14 protein-coding genes and 1 tRNA gene are annotated in these 17,466 nt (G+C 48.7%); 12 read left to right on the top strand and 3 right to left on the bottom strand.

Annotated elements, in window-relative coordinates:
- Position 1 precedes the first annotated feature (1 nt).
- The 6 genes from JNJ77_00890 (at position 2) to JNJ77_00865 (ending at position 8,365) form a co-directional block, all read left to right on the top strand.
- Complete coding sequence (locus tag JNJ77_00890) at positions 2-1,240, top strand: hypothetical protein (protein MBL8821111.1); 1,239 nt, start codon at positions 2-4, stop codon at positions 1,238-1,240.
- A gap of 82 nt (positions 1,241-1,322) precedes the next feature.
- Positions 1,323-2,162 carry a hypothetical protein gene (locus JNJ77_00885; protein MBL8821110.1) on the top strand — a complete coding sequence of 280 codons (840 nt, stop codon included), beginning with the start codon at positions 1,323-1,325 and terminating at the stop codon, positions 2,160-2,162.
- Between the two features lie 77 nt (positions 2,163-2,239).
- A complete protein-coding gene (locus tag JNJ77_00880; protein MBL8821109.1) occupies positions 2,240-3,580 on the top strand; it encodes a TolC family protein in 1,341 nt (446 codons plus the stop codon).
- Positions 3,581-3,630: 50 nt separating this feature from the next.
- A complete protein-coding gene (gene vsr, locus JNJ77_00875; GenBank protein MBL8821108.1) occupies positions 3,631-4,131 on the top strand; it encodes a DNA mismatch endonuclease Vsr in 501 nt (166 codons plus the stop codon).
- A 48-nt stretch (positions 4,132-4,179) separates the two neighbouring features.
- Positions 4,180-4,476: a hypothetical protein gene (locus JNJ77_00870; GenBank protein ID MBL8821107.1), complete on the top strand. Its 297-nt coding sequence runs from the start codon at positions 4,180-4,182 to the stop codon at positions 4,474-4,476.
- Positions 4,477-4,576: 100 nt separating this feature from the next.
- Entirely contained in the window at positions 4,577-8,365 is a 3,789-nt protein-coding gene (locus JNJ77_00865; GenBank protein MBL8821106.1) for a hypothetical protein, read from the top strand.
- A gap of 165 nt (positions 8,366-8,530) precedes the next feature.
- On the opposite strand, the gene JNJ77_00860 is transcribed toward JNJ77_00865, so the two are convergent.
- Positions 8,531-9,175: a hypothetical protein gene (locus JNJ77_00860; protein ID MBL8821105.1), complete on the bottom strand. Its 645-nt coding sequence runs from the start codon at positions 9,173-9,175 to the stop codon at positions 8,531-8,533.
- A gap of 1,434 nt (positions 9,176-10,609) precedes the next feature.
- Here JNJ77_00860 and JNJ77_00855 point away from each other — a divergent pair.
- The 6 genes from JNJ77_00855 (at position 10,610) to JNJ77_00830 (ending at position 16,027) form a co-directional block, all read left to right on the top strand.
- The gene (locus JNJ77_00855; protein MBL8821104.1) at positions 10,610-11,392 is read left to right on the top strand and encodes a ParA family protein; all 783 of its coding nucleotides are present in this window, start codon (positions 10,610-10,612) and stop codon (positions 11,390-11,392) included.
- Positions 11,373-11,702, top strand: coding sequence for a hypothetical protein (locus JNJ77_00850; protein MBL8821103.1), 330 nt, complete (start codon positions 11,373-11,375; stop codon positions 11,700-11,702). Before JNJ77_00855 ends, JNJ77_00850 begins: the two co-directional genes overlap by 20 nt.
- A gap of 784 nt (positions 11,703-12,486) precedes the next feature.
- Positions 12,487-13,719, top strand: a complete 1,233-nt coding sequence (locus JNJ77_00845) for a hypothetical protein (GenBank protein MBL8821102.1) — start codon at positions 12,487-12,489, stop codon at positions 13,717-13,719.
- A 222-nt stretch (positions 13,720-13,941) separates the two neighbouring features.
- Complete coding sequence (locus JNJ77_00840; GenBank protein ID MBL8821101.1) at positions 13,942-14,703, top strand: hypothetical protein; 762 nt, start codon at positions 13,942-13,944, stop codon at positions 14,701-14,703.
- A gap of 381 nt (positions 14,704-15,084) precedes the next feature.
- Positions 15,085-15,456: a hypothetical protein gene (locus JNJ77_00835; GenBank protein ID MBL8821100.1), complete on the top strand. Its 372-nt coding sequence runs from the start codon at positions 15,085-15,087 to the stop codon at positions 15,454-15,456.
- Positions 15,457-15,499: 43 nt separating this feature from the next.
- Positions 15,500-16,027: a JAB domain-containing protein gene (locus JNJ77_00830; protein ID MBL8821099.1), complete on the top strand. Its 528-nt coding sequence runs from the start codon at positions 15,500-15,502 to the stop codon at positions 16,025-16,027.
- 178 nt (positions 16,028-16,205) lie between these two features.
- Here JNJ77_00830 and JNJ77_00825 read toward each other — a convergent pair whose 3' ends face one another.
- Together JNJ77_00825 and JNJ77_00820 are read right to left on the bottom strand one after the other, a co-directional pair.
- Positions 16,206-17,249, bottom strand: coding sequence for a tyrosine-type recombinase/integrase (locus JNJ77_00825; protein MBL8821098.1), 1,044 nt, complete (start codon positions 17,247-17,249; stop codon positions 16,206-16,208).
- 104 nt (positions 17,250-17,353) lie between these two features.
- Positions 17,354-17,428, bottom strand: a tRNA-Pro gene (locus JNJ77_00820).
- Positions 17,429-17,466 lie beyond the last annotated feature (38 nt).

The raw sequence follows: 17,466 nt of genomic DNA, 5'->3' as shown, positions 1-17,466 counted from the left end.
GATGAAAGCCATTCGAACCTTGCTAACGGTTTCGGCGCTGGCCTTTGCATTCCTGACACTCCCCGTTGGATGCCAGAAGCAGGAGCAAGCTGCTAAAGGTAATGCCCCAAAGAAAGAAAAGGACGCACACGATCATGCTCATCCGGAGGAAGGGCCGCACGGTGGGGCTCTCGCTGAATGGGGGGAACACGAGTATCACGCAGAATTCACAGTCGATCACAATGCGAAATCAGTGACCGTATACGTTGTTGACGGAGATGCGAAGAAAGCCCCCAAGGTTGAAGTGTCAAAAATCACCAAAGTCACGCTGACAATCACGAACGTTTCGCCACCAATTACACTCGAACTCAAGCACGACCCAGCAAAGACTGATTCCAAGGGCATTGCTTTCGTCGGGACGCACGACCAACTTGGAAAAGTGATGGAATTCAAAGGAACCATTGGCGGCACCGTGGATGGCCTCCACTATTCAGGGGATTTCAAAGAGGAATCGCACAACCACGAAAAGGAGAAAAAGTCCGGGCACAACGTAGAAGGGCATCCGGGGGGTGTTCACGTTGCCTTCGCACAAGGTAAATACTACGCCGAAGCAGTCATGCACAAAAGCGGCTCGGTTCACCTTTTTCTCTTTGGAAAAGACTTATCGAAAATCGTCGAAACTGAGGTTCAGAAGATCACCGCTTATGTTCGCCGTGTCGGGGATAAAGAGTTCGTTACCTTCGAGCTTAAGCCCGAGCCACTTGAAGGAGATGGCAAGGGATATACCTCAAGGTTCACCGGCGAAATCCCCAAAGAACTCTGGAGCCAGGAATTGGAGATCACCATACCTGCATTGAAACTGGGGGGCGAGCGGTATCATCTTGCCTTCAACACAGCTGATAAGCCAGGTGATGGACACGATGAAAAAGCAGCCATGCCAACATCCAAAGGGGAAGTCGATGAAGAACGAAAACTCTACCTGACGGCAGCCGGCATCTACACCAACGATGACATCAAGGCGAACGGCAACGTCACGGCTTCGGAGAAATTCAAAAACTTCAAACCGAAGCATGACCTCAAACCCAAAGTTGGCGACAAGATTTGTCCGGTCACCCTGACCAAGGCCAATGCCGAATGTACTTGGATAGTTGCTGGGAAGAAGTACGAGTTCTGCTGCCCCCCATGCGTTGAAGAGTTTGTAAAGCTTGCGAAGGAGAACCCAAAGGACGTGAAACTCCCAGAAGAGTACGTCAAGAAATAATCATCTGCCCAATCTTCGAGGGGTTGGTGGAGTTTGCCTGAACGATCTAGACTGTTTCCATTTGTCCGGAGGAGGAAGAGCCATGAGAATCATCACTGTTCTGCTACTGGCAATCGGAGTCATTGGATGCCAGTCAAAGTCAGAACCGACGAAACCGTCCAACAAAGAGCATGATCATAAGTCACATGATCATGGTGACGCACAAGGTGGACACTCACATGCAGGCCATAAGACCGAACCTTCAACTCAGTCAGGGCTGACCTTGCATATCTCCCCTTCCGAACTTGAAACCGGAAAACCAACGAACCTCATTCTCATGGTCCATGACGCGAAAAACAAGATGTTAACCGAGTTTGAACCGACTCACGAAAAGCTTGTGCACTTAATCCTCATTGACAAAGGGATGGCAAACTTTGCACACCTTCATCCCGATGTTTCCAAAGATGGTGTGATGACAGTTTCACATACATTCAAGGCAGGCGGTGAGTACTACGTCTACGCCGACGTAAAACCAAAAGGCGGATCACCTGCAACTATTCGAAGCAAGGTTGTTGTGAAAGGAGAAGCAGCACCAGCAGCGCCGCTTGCTAGTACTGTTCCAGGAGTTGTAAAAGGCGAAGGCTGGAATGCAAACGTCACCGTTAGTTCTGCGATAGTTGGAGAAGCAACTATTGCGTTTGAGTTTTCCAATGATGGAAAACCAGTGGTCGATCTTCAGCCTTACCTTGGAGCGATGGGGCACCTTGTCGTTGTGAACACTAAAGACGGCGACTACGCACACGCACATCCAAATGAAAAGCAAACACCTGGCAAAGTAAGCTTCATGATTCACTTTGCAACACCCGGCATTTATAAGGGCTGGGGACAGTTCAAACGGTCGGACATGGTGTTCGACGTACCATTCGTGGTGCATGTCAAATAAGGCCGGAAACCAAGGGGCTTTAACTTCTTTTGAAGCTTATGAAAGCCCTGAGTCGATACACATAAGGGGAGACAAGGATGTCCACGCTTATTGGTAACAAATGGGGTATTTGGGTAGGTTCGCTAACTCTTGTTGCGACCGCTGGATGCGCAACAAGGTACGAACACTCCCTGACCGTTCCACCCCCTTCAAGCGATCTACTTAGCATTGTGGAAGCAAGACAGGTTGCAGCAGAGAGTTCTGATACTCTCCCCCCCACTCTTACACTCCTGCAAGCTATCGACGTTGCTCTTCAGAATCACCCGGAACTTGTTTCCGCTAATGCTCTCATCGGCGTTGCACAGGGCAACGCCCTGCAAGCTGGACTCTATCCAAACCCAACTGTTGGTTACATCGGAGAACAGCTTGGAAGCCGCGAGAATGGAGCCGGACAACAAGGACCGTTCGTTTCACAGGAGATTGTAACCGGCGGAAAACTTGGAGTATCGCAGTCGGCAGCGCTTGACGCAGTAACCGCTAATCAATGGCAGGCAATCAGCAAGCGGTTTGATCTTGAAGCTAAGGTGCGAGCCGCCTTTTACGATGCACTCACAGCACAGAGAGAAGTAAGCGAGAACGAAGCTATCGTAAAGATCGCTCTTGAGAGCACCGAAGCGTCTCAGAAAATGGAGAAAGCTGGACGCGGTGCTACTACCGATGTGCTTCGTGCTAAAGTTGAGTACGAAGTAAACCTGAACAAACTTATCTCATCTAGAGAAAGACTCAAAGTCGCCTGGCCTCTCCTCGCCAACGTGATTGGAAAGCCCGGTGCGAAGATCACTCCACTTCAAGGCGACCTTGAACAAGGCAGACCCGAGTATCAACTAGCGCATGTTCAGGAGACTGTGCTATCGAAAAATTCGCAACTTATGCAAGCTCAGGCAAGCATCTCCGAAGCGGAGAAGCTTATCACTCGCTCTCGCCTAGAGAACATTCCGAACGTCGACTTGAAAGTGCAGCCACTTTATGACTACACACAAAGTGTTTCGCAAGTCTCGTTTGAAGTCGGCATGCGAATCCCTGTTTGGAACAAAAACCAAGGGAATATCCAGGCAGCGGAAGCCGAACTAGCTCGCAGGGTGAGTGAACTGCAGAATACGAAGCTTCAACTTAGCGACCGTGTGCTACTTGCCTATCAACGCTACGCAACTGCTCGTGACCAAGTCAACAAGTTTGAGAAAGAGTTGCTTCCCCAGGCTCGCGAAGCTCAACGGTTATCAAAGTCTGCGTTTGAAAGTGGTGATGCGAAATACGACTACACGGCACTTCTTGACGCACAGCGGACCTATGCTCAAGCAAGGCTGAGTTATGTTCAAACACTCGGTGAGTTCTGGAAGGCTGCTGCGGAAATTCATGGTTTGTTGCAACAGGCCCCATGAACAATCCCTTGCAAAGTCGCATGCAAACTTGATCGTGCCATAACCTGGGCATGAACAAACTAAAGCCTGCAAGTCCATCATCCAGCTTGGCGAATGTCCGATCCAAACGAACACGGCCTGAAAGGCTTGTAGCTGCCGTTCTTTTGAAGATGGGGGCAAGCTTCAAGCAGAACGTGGCATCACTGCCTGGCTCCCCTGACTTTGTGATTGAGGGGATGAAGAAGGTCATCTTTGTACATGGCTGCTATTGGCACCGGCATGGTTGCAGCAAGTCAAGTACCCCGAAAACCAATCGTGATTACTGGATTCCTAAGTTTGCCAGGAATGTAAAGCGTGATCGGAAGGTTGTGGCACAGTTGAAACGGCGTGGCTGGCTGGTGCTTATACTTTGGGAATGCAAGCTCTCCGATGGCAGATCGTTGTTTCAGGTGCTAAGGCGATTCTTGAACAAATCGGCACCGTTGCCTCGTCCAAGGAAAAGCAACGCTCCTGCTAGGACACCATTTCAGAGGAAGCGTCATAACGTCGGTGAGGCTAGTGGTGTCGGTTAACGGTTCTGACTTGTTTTTGTTCCAAACCCAAGAAAGGTCTGGTGGACTATGCCAGCTACGGCAACTGCACAGCAACGACGACAAGCACGCGAGCCTGGTGATGATAGTGCCAATCGCCCCGTTTGGGAAAAGCGAATGGGACGCATCACCTGCTCCGTGTGGCCACAGGAGAACGATAAAGGCAAGAAATGGTACTCAGTATCCATTTCTCGAATTTATCGTGTTGATGACCAGTGGAAACGTTCAACGTCTTTTAGTTTGAACGACCTTCCCCTGGTCGCTCGCTTGGCGGCTTTGGCGATGGATTGGATTCACTTTCAAGCTCCTCGTCCTGGGCAGGCTTAACATCAATACTTCTATGCCCGACACCACCGGGCCTCTTCCTTTTGGGCATAGAATGAGTCTGTCAAGATTCTGGCTTGCTATCTAAGCTAAGGAAGGATCAATGAGTTTTCGTTATCCACAACCTAGCAATGAAATTGATTTTGAGCTTTTCTGTAAGCGATTGTTGAACCGAAACTGGAAAGGTGGCAATTTTCAACGTCTTGGAAAACGAGGGGAGCGACAGTTCGGAATCGACCTTATTGACATGAGTGGCAAATCCCCTCTTCGAGCAGTCCAATGTAAACATCACGAAAGCAATAAGACTATTCAATTTGCTGACATTCAGGTAGAAGTCGATGAAGTCTTGAAATATTCGGTAAAAATAGATGAGTACCTATTTTTGACGTCTGCCAAAAAGACTGAAGATGTTCAGACAAAACTCCTGACGCTGAATAAGGATCACAACGCCAAAGGACTATTCTTGATCGACCTGTACACGTGGCAGGACATCGAGGAGTTGCTAGACGAACTGGGTGAAGATGAACGTGACGAAGTGCTTCGCGGCGATACGGGGAGAAAGAACTCTGATATCAGACGGGTTGTCACGGAAGCTGTGGTAGACACCTATGTCTCAAACGACGCCATTGATCGTGACTTGGAAATTACTGATGACCTTTCAAAAAATCACGATTACAAATCCTCACAAGTCGCTCTTAACCGAATTCGCGAAGCGAAGTGGGACAAACTAACAGAAAGGCAAAAGTACCGATGGTGCGTATATCTAGCAAATACGCATATTCCTCTAGGAAACTTCAGTGAAGCAGGAAGGCTCCTGCTTGAAGGTTATGGATATCAACCTAGTGATGATCGTGCACTCATTAACCAAGCATTGGCATATGAGTTACTAGGGAATTCTGACAAAGCGTACGCACTTGCATGTGACTTGAGATTAAAATCTCCCCACAGTGTTCCAATTCACGCAATTTGTATTCGTTGTAGTCCCAAAGACTTAACCTTTGAAGAGATTGAGGGAAAAGTCGATGAGTCTGTACGACATGATGTTGAAATCGCATTAGCACTTTCAAACCATGCCTTAAAAATTGAGAACTTAGATTTAGCTGAGAAATATGGCAAATCCGCTACTGAAGTTGCTCCGGAGATTGCTCAATCATGGATGGCTTTAGCTCAAGCAACTCATCAACGGGCAATGTCAGCAGAAACCAGCGAGAAAAGAAGTCAGTTCCTCACGTCGGCTATCACTTTCTATTCGACGGCAATCGAAAAAGCGAAGCCTTCAAATCATGACTCCCTCACAGCCCATCTCCTATTGAACCGTGGAATTGTCTATGACCTTCAAGGTCAAGGGGCCAAGGCCGAAAGAGATTACTGGGATGCTGCCAAACTTGACCCAACGAACATTGAACCAGTTCGTCGCAGAGCACTTCATCTAATCGAAACTGAAAAATATGATGATGCCATTCTTTTGATGCAAACGGTTCCAAGCAATAAGGATTCCGACCGATTGATCATCCTCCTTGCTTCAGCGCTTTACGAGAGGAAAGCGCCCGGAGACTTGAATTCTGTAATTGAGCTTTGCCTGCGTCAAAGCAAATCCGGCTCTGAGCTCAAGTCAGACTACTTGGAACTTGCAGTCAGGGCATACGGTAAATTAAATCAACATGCCTTAATCGATCAATTGCTCGACTCTGAACTAGTGGGTCAATGTTCCATCGCGGTCAAACAAATCTTGAAAGCACTACGTCTTCACTTGGACGGGAAAGATGAAGAGGCTCGGGAAGCTGGTACCCAAGCCTGTAACAACACTGTTGGATTGGCAGAAGCCGATCTGCGGTTGCTTGGGAGAGTTCTTCCGAAACTTGGGTTGGATGGTGAAGCCATCCCCATTCTTGAGAGAGTTTTGAGAAGGGGTTGGTTTGACGCATATACAAGACTGTATCTTGATTGCGCAAAGCGAACTGCTAGGCACGACTTGTTGCTGAAGGTCTATGCGGAACAACGCGACATAGGTCTTCGTGATAAACGAATGCTCTATGATGAACTGGCACTTCTACAGGCATACGACTCGACTAGAGGATTAGAAGCAGTTCAGTTGCTCTTAAAAGAAAAGCCAGACGATCCTGACTACCTTCTCTGGCAATCTCTATATGGACTACATTTGAACAGACCTGAGTTAGTCTGTTCCGACGTGCATCTGCTTCCAAAGCCAGAAACATCTGATCCAAGCACTGTAGGACGTTGGGTGATTGGAATTCTGGTCTTCAGCAAGCAGACTGAGGCAGCTCTGCAGTTTGCCTATAATTTGTTGCGATTCCATTTCGATGATGTTGATGCTCACAATTCCTATATCAAGTTGTTTCTAGATCATTTCGTTCGCGAACATAATCCCCGGCATTTGCTCGACTCTCCTTCAAAAGTAAAATCTGGTTGTGCAGTCGGCTTTTCGGAAAAAGGGGAGGAGCCAGTTCAATGGGTCATTATTCAAGATGAGCTTCCAATCCTGCCACAACGAGGTGAACGAAGTGAATCCGACCTTATGGTTAGAGAGATGCTTGGAAAAAATGTCGGCGAGCAGTTCGTATTGGCCAGGGGTAGTTTTCAAGACAGATTAGGGGTGGTGAAAGACATCAAAAGTAAGTACACACATGTCTACCAAGATTGCATGCACAATCTTCAACTTCGATTTCCCGAGGATGGGATAGTTCAACTGGTTCGCGTCGGGGCACCAAGTGAGAAGCCTGACGATCCAATCGCCTATGATTTCAAGCCCGTATTAGAATCCTTGAAGGACAGGCGATCACATGTCGAAGGGATTTTGGACTTATACTCGAGTCAACCAGTTTCCATTCACCTTCTTACTACCGCAGTGGGTCGGGATGAATTTGAGACGCTTGACCACCTTTTGAACTCGCCAGATAGACAACTACGTTGCTGTTCTGGGGATTATCAAGAAAGGGCAAAGGCCCTTGATGACTTAAGAGCATCGAGTGAAGTTGTTGTCGATCTGACAGCACTGTACCTACTTGGATTCCTTGATACGATTGAGTTGCTAGAAAAGACGCAGCGAAAGCTAATCATTTCAGAATCTACTCTCCGTACCCTTCAGCACATTCAGTCAAAGTCCACACAGAAGACGCTGCCTGCTACGATTGCGATAAACAATGTTGGCAATCTCTCCATCGAGAAAGCAGGTTCTGAGCAGTATGCAGCCTATCAAGCCATGTTGTTAGATTTGCTTTCATTCGCAACTAAGAACTGCACAATAGAATCGTGTCCTGAGCTTGCTGCGTATGATCCAGAGAAACGTGAAAAGCTAATTGAACTTTTCGGAAGTCATGGCACCGAAACGTTATTTCTGGCGAAACGTGAAAACCGAATTCTTTGGACTGATGATTGGGTTCTGGGATCATTTGGAATTCACGAATTCATAATAAGGCGAGCTTGGACACAAGTTCTCATTCTCGATGCATACGAAGCCGGTCTAATTGACCTGAAAAAATTCAACTTAGCTTCCGCAAAGTTGCTTGCTCACGGCTATGATTTCGCTTGGTGGAATATCGAGATTCTAAAAGATGCTGGCGAAACTTGCTCATGGAATTGTGACGAGTATCCTCTTCGTTCAATCCTGGAGCAGTTCAGCAGCCCCCGGGTAAACCTTGAGGTCAGGCTGCAACTTGCATGCTTGTCGATTCGGCATGTGTATTCTCTAAAGATGTCACCCGTTCGTAAAATTGCATTCGTTATCAGGGTATGTGAACGGCTTTCCAACGAAGGGAACGAAATCTGGCCCGTCGTTCAACTGAAAGATTTACTAATGCAGCTCCTAGGATCGAAAGCCGGAACTCAAAGTGCTTTAGTGCAAACAATCGATATTTGGCTTAAAACACGCTAGTAACAGTCGCTCCGCTGCCAAGGTCACGCCGAGCATCCATGCTCGGCATGCCCTCGGCGATGCTCCTCTCCAGGATGAACTAGCAAGCATGGAGATTTTTCCCACCCAACCCCAGCTAGCCAGTGAGGGGTGGATGGGAAAAATCATTTGAGCAGAGGGGGAGTATCAGGCAGCCTTGTTTTGGGCATCAATGGCAAACGGCTTCACAACTCGGCGGTAAAATCGCAGGCAGTCTTTGGCAATCAAGGGTAGTCCCGCTGCTTTCCGCTGCCTGTTCACCGCTCGCCAGATGCAGAGCTTTTGAGATCGGATCGGTGCATACGGTTCGTAATCCAGCAACTTCCGCATCTCTTGTTCGAGATCGGTCGTTTCCTGTCTGGTGGCTTGCTCCAGAAAGTAAGCCTTCATTTCCAGGTAGCGCTGCTTCTCAATCCGCACATGGACATGACCTGACTTAAAACTGATCGAGTAGCCTGCAAACTTGCACGGCACTCGCCGGACATCACGGATCTGCTTGGCTTCCATCTCAAAGAATGGGCTTTGCCCATGGGTGGCGAAGATGACGAACTGCCTGGAGCCGGTAAGCCTCAAGTACTGGAGGTTGGCCACGCCTGCCCGTTTCTTCCTGGCCCTAGTGAACTTGGAGATTCCTACGCCGTACCGTTCGATCAACTTGGCATCGACTTTGGCCAAGTCTTTCCCTTCCGGAATTTCCCCCGTCACGTAGAAGAAATACCCCCTTGCCACATAGGCAACGGCAATGGTCTGAATGAACCCAGCAATGCTGGTGGCTTCGTATCGGTACTGCATCAAGTACTGATCGAGGTTATGGCTAAAATTGCTTCAGGAAGAAAATGAAGGGTGTTTACGGCACACCCTTCCATGAAGCCGAGCAGATGCATCCTTGCTGCAAAATCCTTTTCGCCTGTCCATCCTTCTGGAAGTTGGAGCTTCATCGTGAAGCTCCGTACCTTCCTATAGTTGTCGTTGCCCAAAGTATGGAGGTAGCGGAAACCTTACGGTCGATAGGTTCGGGGTACACCTCACCTGTCGACTGTCAAAATGCCGCCAAAGAAGCGAAACCATCTTCCGATGATTTCGATGCTTTGCCTGCTGCTACCTCCCGTCCCCGGGCTTTATAGGAATCTGTCAGAGCGAAATGCTCGTCAGGGCTTTCGTTACGAACTGTCTTCCGGCACCACCCGTAAAGACACGAACGGCCACGCCACTGCCTTGCAGTATGTCCGTTTGGGCTCCCGCCCAGTTCCTACTTGCCCCACTCTCCCTTTCCATCGTTTTTGAAACACCAGGTCGACTATGCCCTGGCACCGGGTTACCAAGCCCGGCCACAATGGAAGATCCCAAGTTAGAAATGTTCTGTGCAGCCCTGCAAACTTTGCAGAGCCCAGTTGCATCGTCACGTCGCTAGAGGAGGTATGACTCCTCAGGCCAAAAGCAGCATGTCCCAGGCTCCCGCCCAGGCATAGTTTCCACCAAAGAGACTTTGGTGATTTCAGGTCGGAGAAGGCACAAGGCCAACCTTACCCACCTGCTTTTGCCGTTTGCGGTTCGGCTCCGTCTCGATGCATCTTCACGAGGAAGCGATTTATTCGCCTTTGTGTGGTTGAGCTATTCATCGTGGAGCTTGTTCATCACCCCATCGCCGACTTGCGTCTACAAGCCGGGCTCTGGCATTTCTGCCATGAGCACTCCCCACCCTCGCCATGTTATACGAGCCTAACGGGACTTGCACCCGAATTGCCATTACGGCTTTGGCCCTTACCCCATGGACGGGATTTTCACCCGCTTCAAACATTCCGGCCTCATCAAGTGCATGAGGTCTGTCCTTGTCGCCCGCCTACTTATGCGGATGGAGTCAAAGCATGAGATTGTTCCTCTTCCCTACAAAGGAAGCGGATTTTACTTCCTGCAGTGCTCCTTGAACCGGACGAACATCTCTCGATGTATCCGGCTCGACGAGCCAGTCTCGTAACGGTGGTAGCCGTCGCCTTCATCGGTTGGTAGCCGACTTCTGGTTGAGACTGTCGCTCAATGACAGTTTCCAGTAACGCTGCGTGCGTTGCTGACAACCACAGAACCTTGTTCTGCTGTGTGAGATAGTAGATCAATTCATGCTGGAAACTCCACTATGCTGTATTTGCCCTATTGACGGGCTTCCTACATCTCTGGAATGCTTGGCCAAACGGAATCACTGTTGTTCCAGGATAAGAACCCCAGAGGTCTATGCGTGCAATTGCTGTCGTGAATCAAAAAGGTGGAACGGGTAAAACAACCACCACAGTGAATCTTGGAGCATGCCTGGCTGAACAGGATAAGAAAGTGCTGCTGATCGATTTAGATCCGCAGTATTCGACCACCAGTTGGTTGGTAACTCACACTACTGGACGTGGCGTGTTTGACTTGTTCGCTGAACCCGCACGAACCACACTGACTGATTTAATTCAGCCGACTGGCACAGCGAATCTATTCCTCGTTGGTGCATCAGCTTGGTTGGTAGGTGCTGAAAAGGCACTTTCCAATGAACCAGGTGCAGAAACTATCTTCCGAGAAAAGCTATCAGCAATAGAGCATCAATTCGACTATGTCTTAATTGATTGTGCTCCAACGCTTGGCATTTTGACGGTAAATGCTCTTACGGCTGTCCGTGAGGTATTAGTTCCAGTTGAGTGCCATGTCATGGGGCTGCAAGGGTTAGCTCAATTGCTTCAGACTGTTGACGTAGTTCGGAAGCGATTGAATCCTACGCTGTATATCGCCGGTATTCTTCCCTGCCGACTTGATAACCGCACTAATCATGGTCCAGAAGTTGTTGAAAAGTTACGGAGTCGTTTTCCGCAAACCTTGAAAACCAGCATTCGCGAGAATGTGCGGTTGGCGGAATGTCCATCAATGGGTGAGCCCATTACCACCTATTCACCGAACAGCCCTGGTACGGAAGACTATCGATCATTAGCAAAGGAAATTTTAGCACAGGAGGAAATCGTACATGACAAAGCAGCGAACTAATCGAGCATCTACCATCGGGGCAGATCCATTCGCCACACTGATACCGCAACAACCCCACGAAATGGCAAACTCGTCACCTTCCCCGGTATCAATACTTGAAACAGCAAATGATCGTCAGAAACTTACCGTGCATTTGGATCATAGCTTAATCAACCGTGTGAAGAATGCAGCATACTGGAATCCCCGGCTGACAATTGCCAAGATTGCAGAACGTGGGATCAGGAAAGCAATCGAAGAAGTCGAGCGTGAAAACGGTGGGCCCTATCAACAACGAGAAGCCGAGCTTTCTGGCGGTCGGCCAATCAAGTAATTCTGTTTGGCGGAAAACCCAGTCTTACTGGCATTGCTGTTTTGCATATAAGCTGCTTGAAGAGGATTCAGGTTATTGCCACATTTCCGCACGAACTGCATTTCCGTAATTCAGTTTGCCTGAATACTCCAATGGCCAGCCATGCATGATTTGGGGGATCACTGTTGTTTCCAGCTTTCTGGAATGCTGTATGAAAGAGCTTTCCGGATATAGAGCTAACAGAATTGCCGGAATCGCGTTCATTCTGCTAGGCAGCTTACCTAGGAAATCCTGATTGATGGATTTACAGGAATGCAGGATTACAGCGATTCTGGTTTACTACCCAGCATCAAGCAAAGTAGAACGCTGGTTCTGATGTTGGCACATTCGAGCAGGAGCTCAGATTGAAACGGGGGCTAGGGGTTGGCCTAGCTTCATGTCGTATCTTTGCCCTACGTGGCTGCTACTGGCTATAAACCGCATTCGCACAAACTGGAACAAGGGCAGTTTTCACCCGATAGGCAATCCCACTGGTATCAGATTGCTAGCAACCTACCAAGGTTGCCTTGACTGTCGGGAGAACGGTTCGTGCTTTTAGTCTGAAACGAACCAGATGGTTCGTGCTTTTACTCAGAAAAGTTGATTGTCGTTCGTGCTTTTAGTCTGAAACCTGAGTGAGTCGTTCGTGCTTTTACTCCCGAGGAATGGACATAAGCCTTGGAACCAAAAGAGGAACTAGACAGGTAAAGGATCAATGATCTAAATCTAAATGCATTAATTAGTTTAATGCGTTTGAGGTGACTAGGTGGAAAACCGGAAAACTCCTGAGCGTATTGGCACCATTCTGCAACGGGTGCTGGATAACGTCGCGGTCAAACCTGAGAATGCAACACTTGAAAAGGTGATTGCAAATCAAGCTCAACAGCAGGATGAGAAGTCCTGTCGTTTCGACTTTGACCTGGCTGAATTTCCCTTGTTTCGCTTTTACAGACCTGACCTAACCAAACATGGACGTGATCCACTGGAGTATTCCGACACGATTACAGGCAACGATGGCAAGACTATCAAACGCCAGTGGAGGGTTTATCCTGGCCCATTTGGCTTCGGTGGATCGAGTACGCAAGAATTGCTCTTTGACCTGCTTCAGCTTTATGCCGAACAGGGAGCTCGTGGCACTCAGATTCAATTTGGCACGTTGCGATCATTATTCCTTCGACGGGGCGAAAGAAATCCCTCGAAGAAGGACTATGTAAGGATGCGTCGAGATATTGATGTACTCCGCGGTTATGACTTTCACTGTACCAACGCATTCTGGGACCAGAAGCGACAAGCTTACGTTGATATGACATGGAGGCTCTTTGGTTCAGCCTTTTATTTTAAGCCGCATCCGACAGATGAAGACAAAGAACTTCCCTTTGGTTTTTTGGAAGTCAGTACCGTCTTGCAAGAGATCGCAAAAACCCGTGGATTCTTTGCTCTCGGTTTTGGTGGCACGTGGTTTCACCAGCTTCGGCCCCTGGAGCAGCGACTAGCACTGTATCTTTCCAAGAAGTTTGTGTCGCAGAAAATGCATCGGCGGTTTGTTCGCGATCTTGCCAAGGCACTTCCCATAGAGGCTACACTTGATGCTGATATACGGAAGATTCTGAAGTCTGCTGCTAATGGTTTACTTGGTAAAAAGTTGCCTTGTCTTGCATCGTTTCACTTTGAAAAGTCGCTTCAGGGACATTGGCTTGCGGTCTTCAAGAGAAATGTTGCTCCAAAGCAAGACTATTCGTCATTACAGTTGGCTGGTGCAGCCTTGTCTGAAGAACTTGAGTACCTTGTATTTCGAATTACAGAAGCAGTTGGGTCAGATGCTGACAAAGTCTGGTGGTCACAATGTGCCAGGAGGCTAGGTGAGGGGGCAATCACGAGGGGGCTGGGATTGCTAAAAGAAGCCAAGCAAAATGGATCAGTCCGAAATCCGGGTGGATTGTTGACCACCTTCCTAAAAGACATTGCCCTGGAGCACGGGATTTCCATTGGCAATCAGTAAACTTGCTTGCCAATAGTAGGTGCTTTCAAGTTTACCGGGGGGGAATGATTCTTTTGCTGCTGCAGCCAGGTTTCTTAAGAAATCAACCAATGGTATTCTGTCGTCATCAAATGAATCTAATTGGGTAGACGATTCAATCATGTTTCCCGACTCACTCGGGAAGCGATGATGTGCGAAGGTTCTTCGTGCCGCTTTCCTTGTTCCAAAAAGGGGAGGCCTATCATGGCTGAGTCAGTTTTGATGTTGCATCGGGGAGCTAAGGAAGTCAGTCTTCAAGACCTGTCTGGAATACAGGCTCCTGAGCCAAACGGTCGTTGGTATCCGCTGGCCCATCGGCGGGTTGTCGATGTAGTCAAAGGCACCTTGCAGGATGCGGGGTATCTCATCAAGCGGGAACGCTACGGAGTAACCGGTGATGGTCATCGGTTCTTTGGAACTCTTGACCTCGGTACCCCCATAGCAGATGGCATCACACTGGCTGTAGGAGTACGCAATTCGACCGATAAGAGTTTTCCGCTCGGATTCTGTGCTGGCACCCGGGTTTTCTGTTGTGACAACCTAGCATTTCGTTCTGAATTGCTCGTGCGAAAGAAGCATACCATCAATGGTGAGCGTAATTTCTGCAATGCCATCGGCGGGGCAGTGACCACTCTTGATAGCTTCAAGGATGCAGAGTCGGAGCGTGTTCAACGTTTCTTGATTACGCTGCTTACTGAGGAGCAAGCCGATTCTCTTATCCTTCGTTCTCTTGAACGGGGATTGATTGGGCATCGGGATTTGGGGAAAGTTCTGCATGAATGGCGAAACCCGGCATTTCCGGAATTTCAGCCAAGGACTGTGTTTTCACTTTTGAATGCATTTACTTCAGGCTTGAAGGAAAGAGCAATCAAACAACCTGCTGAGTATGCCCGGCAAACCATGCGATTGCATGGGCTTCTGGACCAGGCAGAATATGTCAAACCGATACCGGCATTAGTGGTCTAAGTGTCACACTATTTATCAAACGTCCGAAGAGGTTAGTGCACATCATTGCCTCTTCGCTTCTTCCCAGAATCATACGATTGTGATTCTAGCCTTCCGCAATTGCCAACCGCTACGCTAGCAAGGGCGTGCCAGGCTTCGCCTGGTACGCTTCGCCACTACCCTTGCAATCGCTTCGCTACGTTCTTCCACTACGAACAGTTTAACACCAGATGGTCACGGCTACGCCGTGTCTGTTTTGTATTTTCGGATCGGGGGGCCGTGTGTTTCCCAAAGGGGCGAGAAACACCCGGCCCCCCTCAAGCCGAAAATGCGATTTTGCTAATCGGCTACGGGGTAACGCTCGACTGCTTGGGGGCATCAGTCGACATCAGGAAAAAACAGATGAACAAAGACAACATCATTTATAGCTACACCAGAATCCAGGCAATCGAGGACGGGGTACTAATAGACGTTTCAAAACTTGCAGCGGAAGCGGGTTTCAAAGTGCCTGTTGCGATGACCTCTACCGTGCATGGCAAGTATGTGCAGGTGCCACCATCTGCAGACTGGCAAGATGAAACCGGACGACTCTGGGATGTTCTCCAAATGCTTCGATACGCCATTCGGCTATGTACGACGCAAAAAGAGGGGCTTCTCTTCTCGCTCCAGGTCGACAACGGGAATGGAGCCAGAAAAGTCACCTTGAAATCGCTCAGAGGGTACGACGATGCAGGGAATCCATGTCTCACCATCATGATGCCGGAAGAGGATTAATCGAAATGGTCAGGCGTCCGCCTGACCTTCAAGGAGAATAAACATGACGATCAACACATACACACCAGAAACTGAAATAGCAAAATCGGAACGCATTGCCTTAGCAGCATTTAAGAAGACTGCCCAGCTAGCTGAACTCAAGTTGAGTTATCGAAGGAAGCAGCAGGACTATCCAAGTTATCGGATTGATTCCACTGAGGTAGCCATTCATTATTTGCGGCAACTTTGGGATAAGGACACGCTTGAGCTTCGAGAAGAGTTCATGCTGATCTGCTTGTCAAATTCGCTGGATGTCAACGGATGGATTAAGCTCTACTCGGGTGGTTTTCAGGATTGCCCCGTAGATGTTCGGTTGATTCTTGGGATAGCCTTGCAAACGGCAAGCTGTGCCATTCTCGTGGCCCATAATCACCCGTCTGGTCAAGTGATGCCATCATACGCTGACAAAAAGCTAACGGCTCAGATTGCTCAAGCCAGTCGCGTCATGGGCATAAGGTTGTTAGATCACGTGATACTTACATCGAAGGAATCGTTTAGCTTTCGTGACCGAGAGCCAGGAGCACTTATGTAAGAACTGTTTCGGTATTACCAAAAGGACTCTCCCTGATTCGTTGGATGACACTGGAAGTTTTCTAGTGGCATCTCGAAACGGTGGCAGAGTTCTTGCAGCTACAACAATCCTGACATTCGGGTTTACGTGAAAGGTTTACGTCGCTCGATAAACTTCTCTTCGAAGTCAGATTCCGTCTCTAGGCAGTCGCCGAATTGGCTGCTTGGCGAAGATGTTCGATTCGCTGATTCAAATGGCAGTAATGCTTGGTGAGCATGTCCAGCGACTGATGGCCAAGCAACTCCGCCACCTGGGCAACGCCAACACCTTTTTCCAAAGCATCAGTAGCAAACGAATGGCGATACGCGTAGGCAATCAGTTGCTGGAGGTGAGGGAGTTTCTTCCTTAGTTCCCGAAATCTACAGCGAATGCCGTTCTTGGAAAATCCACGCTCTTGGAGTTCGCCATTCACTCTGACTCGCTTCATGGTTGTGAACAACGGTCCTGTAGGATGTTCAGCCACCAGTTCCGTACAGAGTTTCATCATCTCATCGTTCAAGTAGATGACACGAGGCTTGCCAGTGTGTTTCCCCGTTTTGTGCTTGTGCAGAATCCAAATTCCCTTGTCCAAATAAACGTCGCTTGCTGTCACGCGAGCAATCTCACTCGGTCTGCACCCAGTATTCTGTAATGCGATTACGAAACGCTTGAAGGCTTTGTCTTTGATTGCATCAAGAACTTCGTGCCGTTCTTTCTCAGAAAGAGTTACCATTCTCGACTTGTTGGCAGGCAGCTTAATCCGGCGTAGACGGTTTTCTTTCAGTAAACCTTCCTGCTCAGCCCACGAGAAAAGCCTTTTGACACTGGCCATGGCAGCTCGCTTGGATTTCCAAGTGGGCCTGGCATCAACCCAACGTGTAACATGCAAGGGGAGTATAGAATCAGTGGTCAGAGAACTGTAATTGCTGAAACCGGAGAAGTCAGTCAGAAAGGCACGATGCAATTTGGCCGTTTCAGGCTCGTGATGAGTCTTGGACCAATCAAGGAAAAGATCAATGATGGTTTTGACCGAACATCTCTTCAGAGACTTCGGCAGAATTCCCCGCTCGGTCATGAGCTTGTGGAATTCTAGATCGGCTTCCTTCTTGTTCTTCTTTCCAGTGGCTAAGCAGTGCTGGGTACCATCGATGGTGACGTACCAGGCATCAGTCTGTTTGCGGTACCAGGGCTTGCGAGATCGCATGGTGGGAGATCCGTGCATGAACCGTGCATTTTGGACGCAAGATTCTACACACGGGATCTCCACCAAATAAGAAAACCCCGGTAAAACACCGAGGTTTACTTCAGTCGGGCTGGCGGGATTTGAACCCACGACCTCTTGCACCCCAAGCAAGCGCGCTAGCCAAGCTGCGCTACAGCCCGTATCCTCTTGAAGTTTACTACTATGACATACTGCAGGC

The organism is Planctomycetia bacterium (genome assembly GCA_016795155.1).
Taxonomy (GTDB): domain Bacteria; phylum Planctomycetota; class Planctomycetia; order Gemmatales; family HRBIN36; genus JAEUIE01.
Note: the sequence above shows the minus strand (reverse complement) of the source record. Positions and strands in the feature narration are given on the sequence as shown.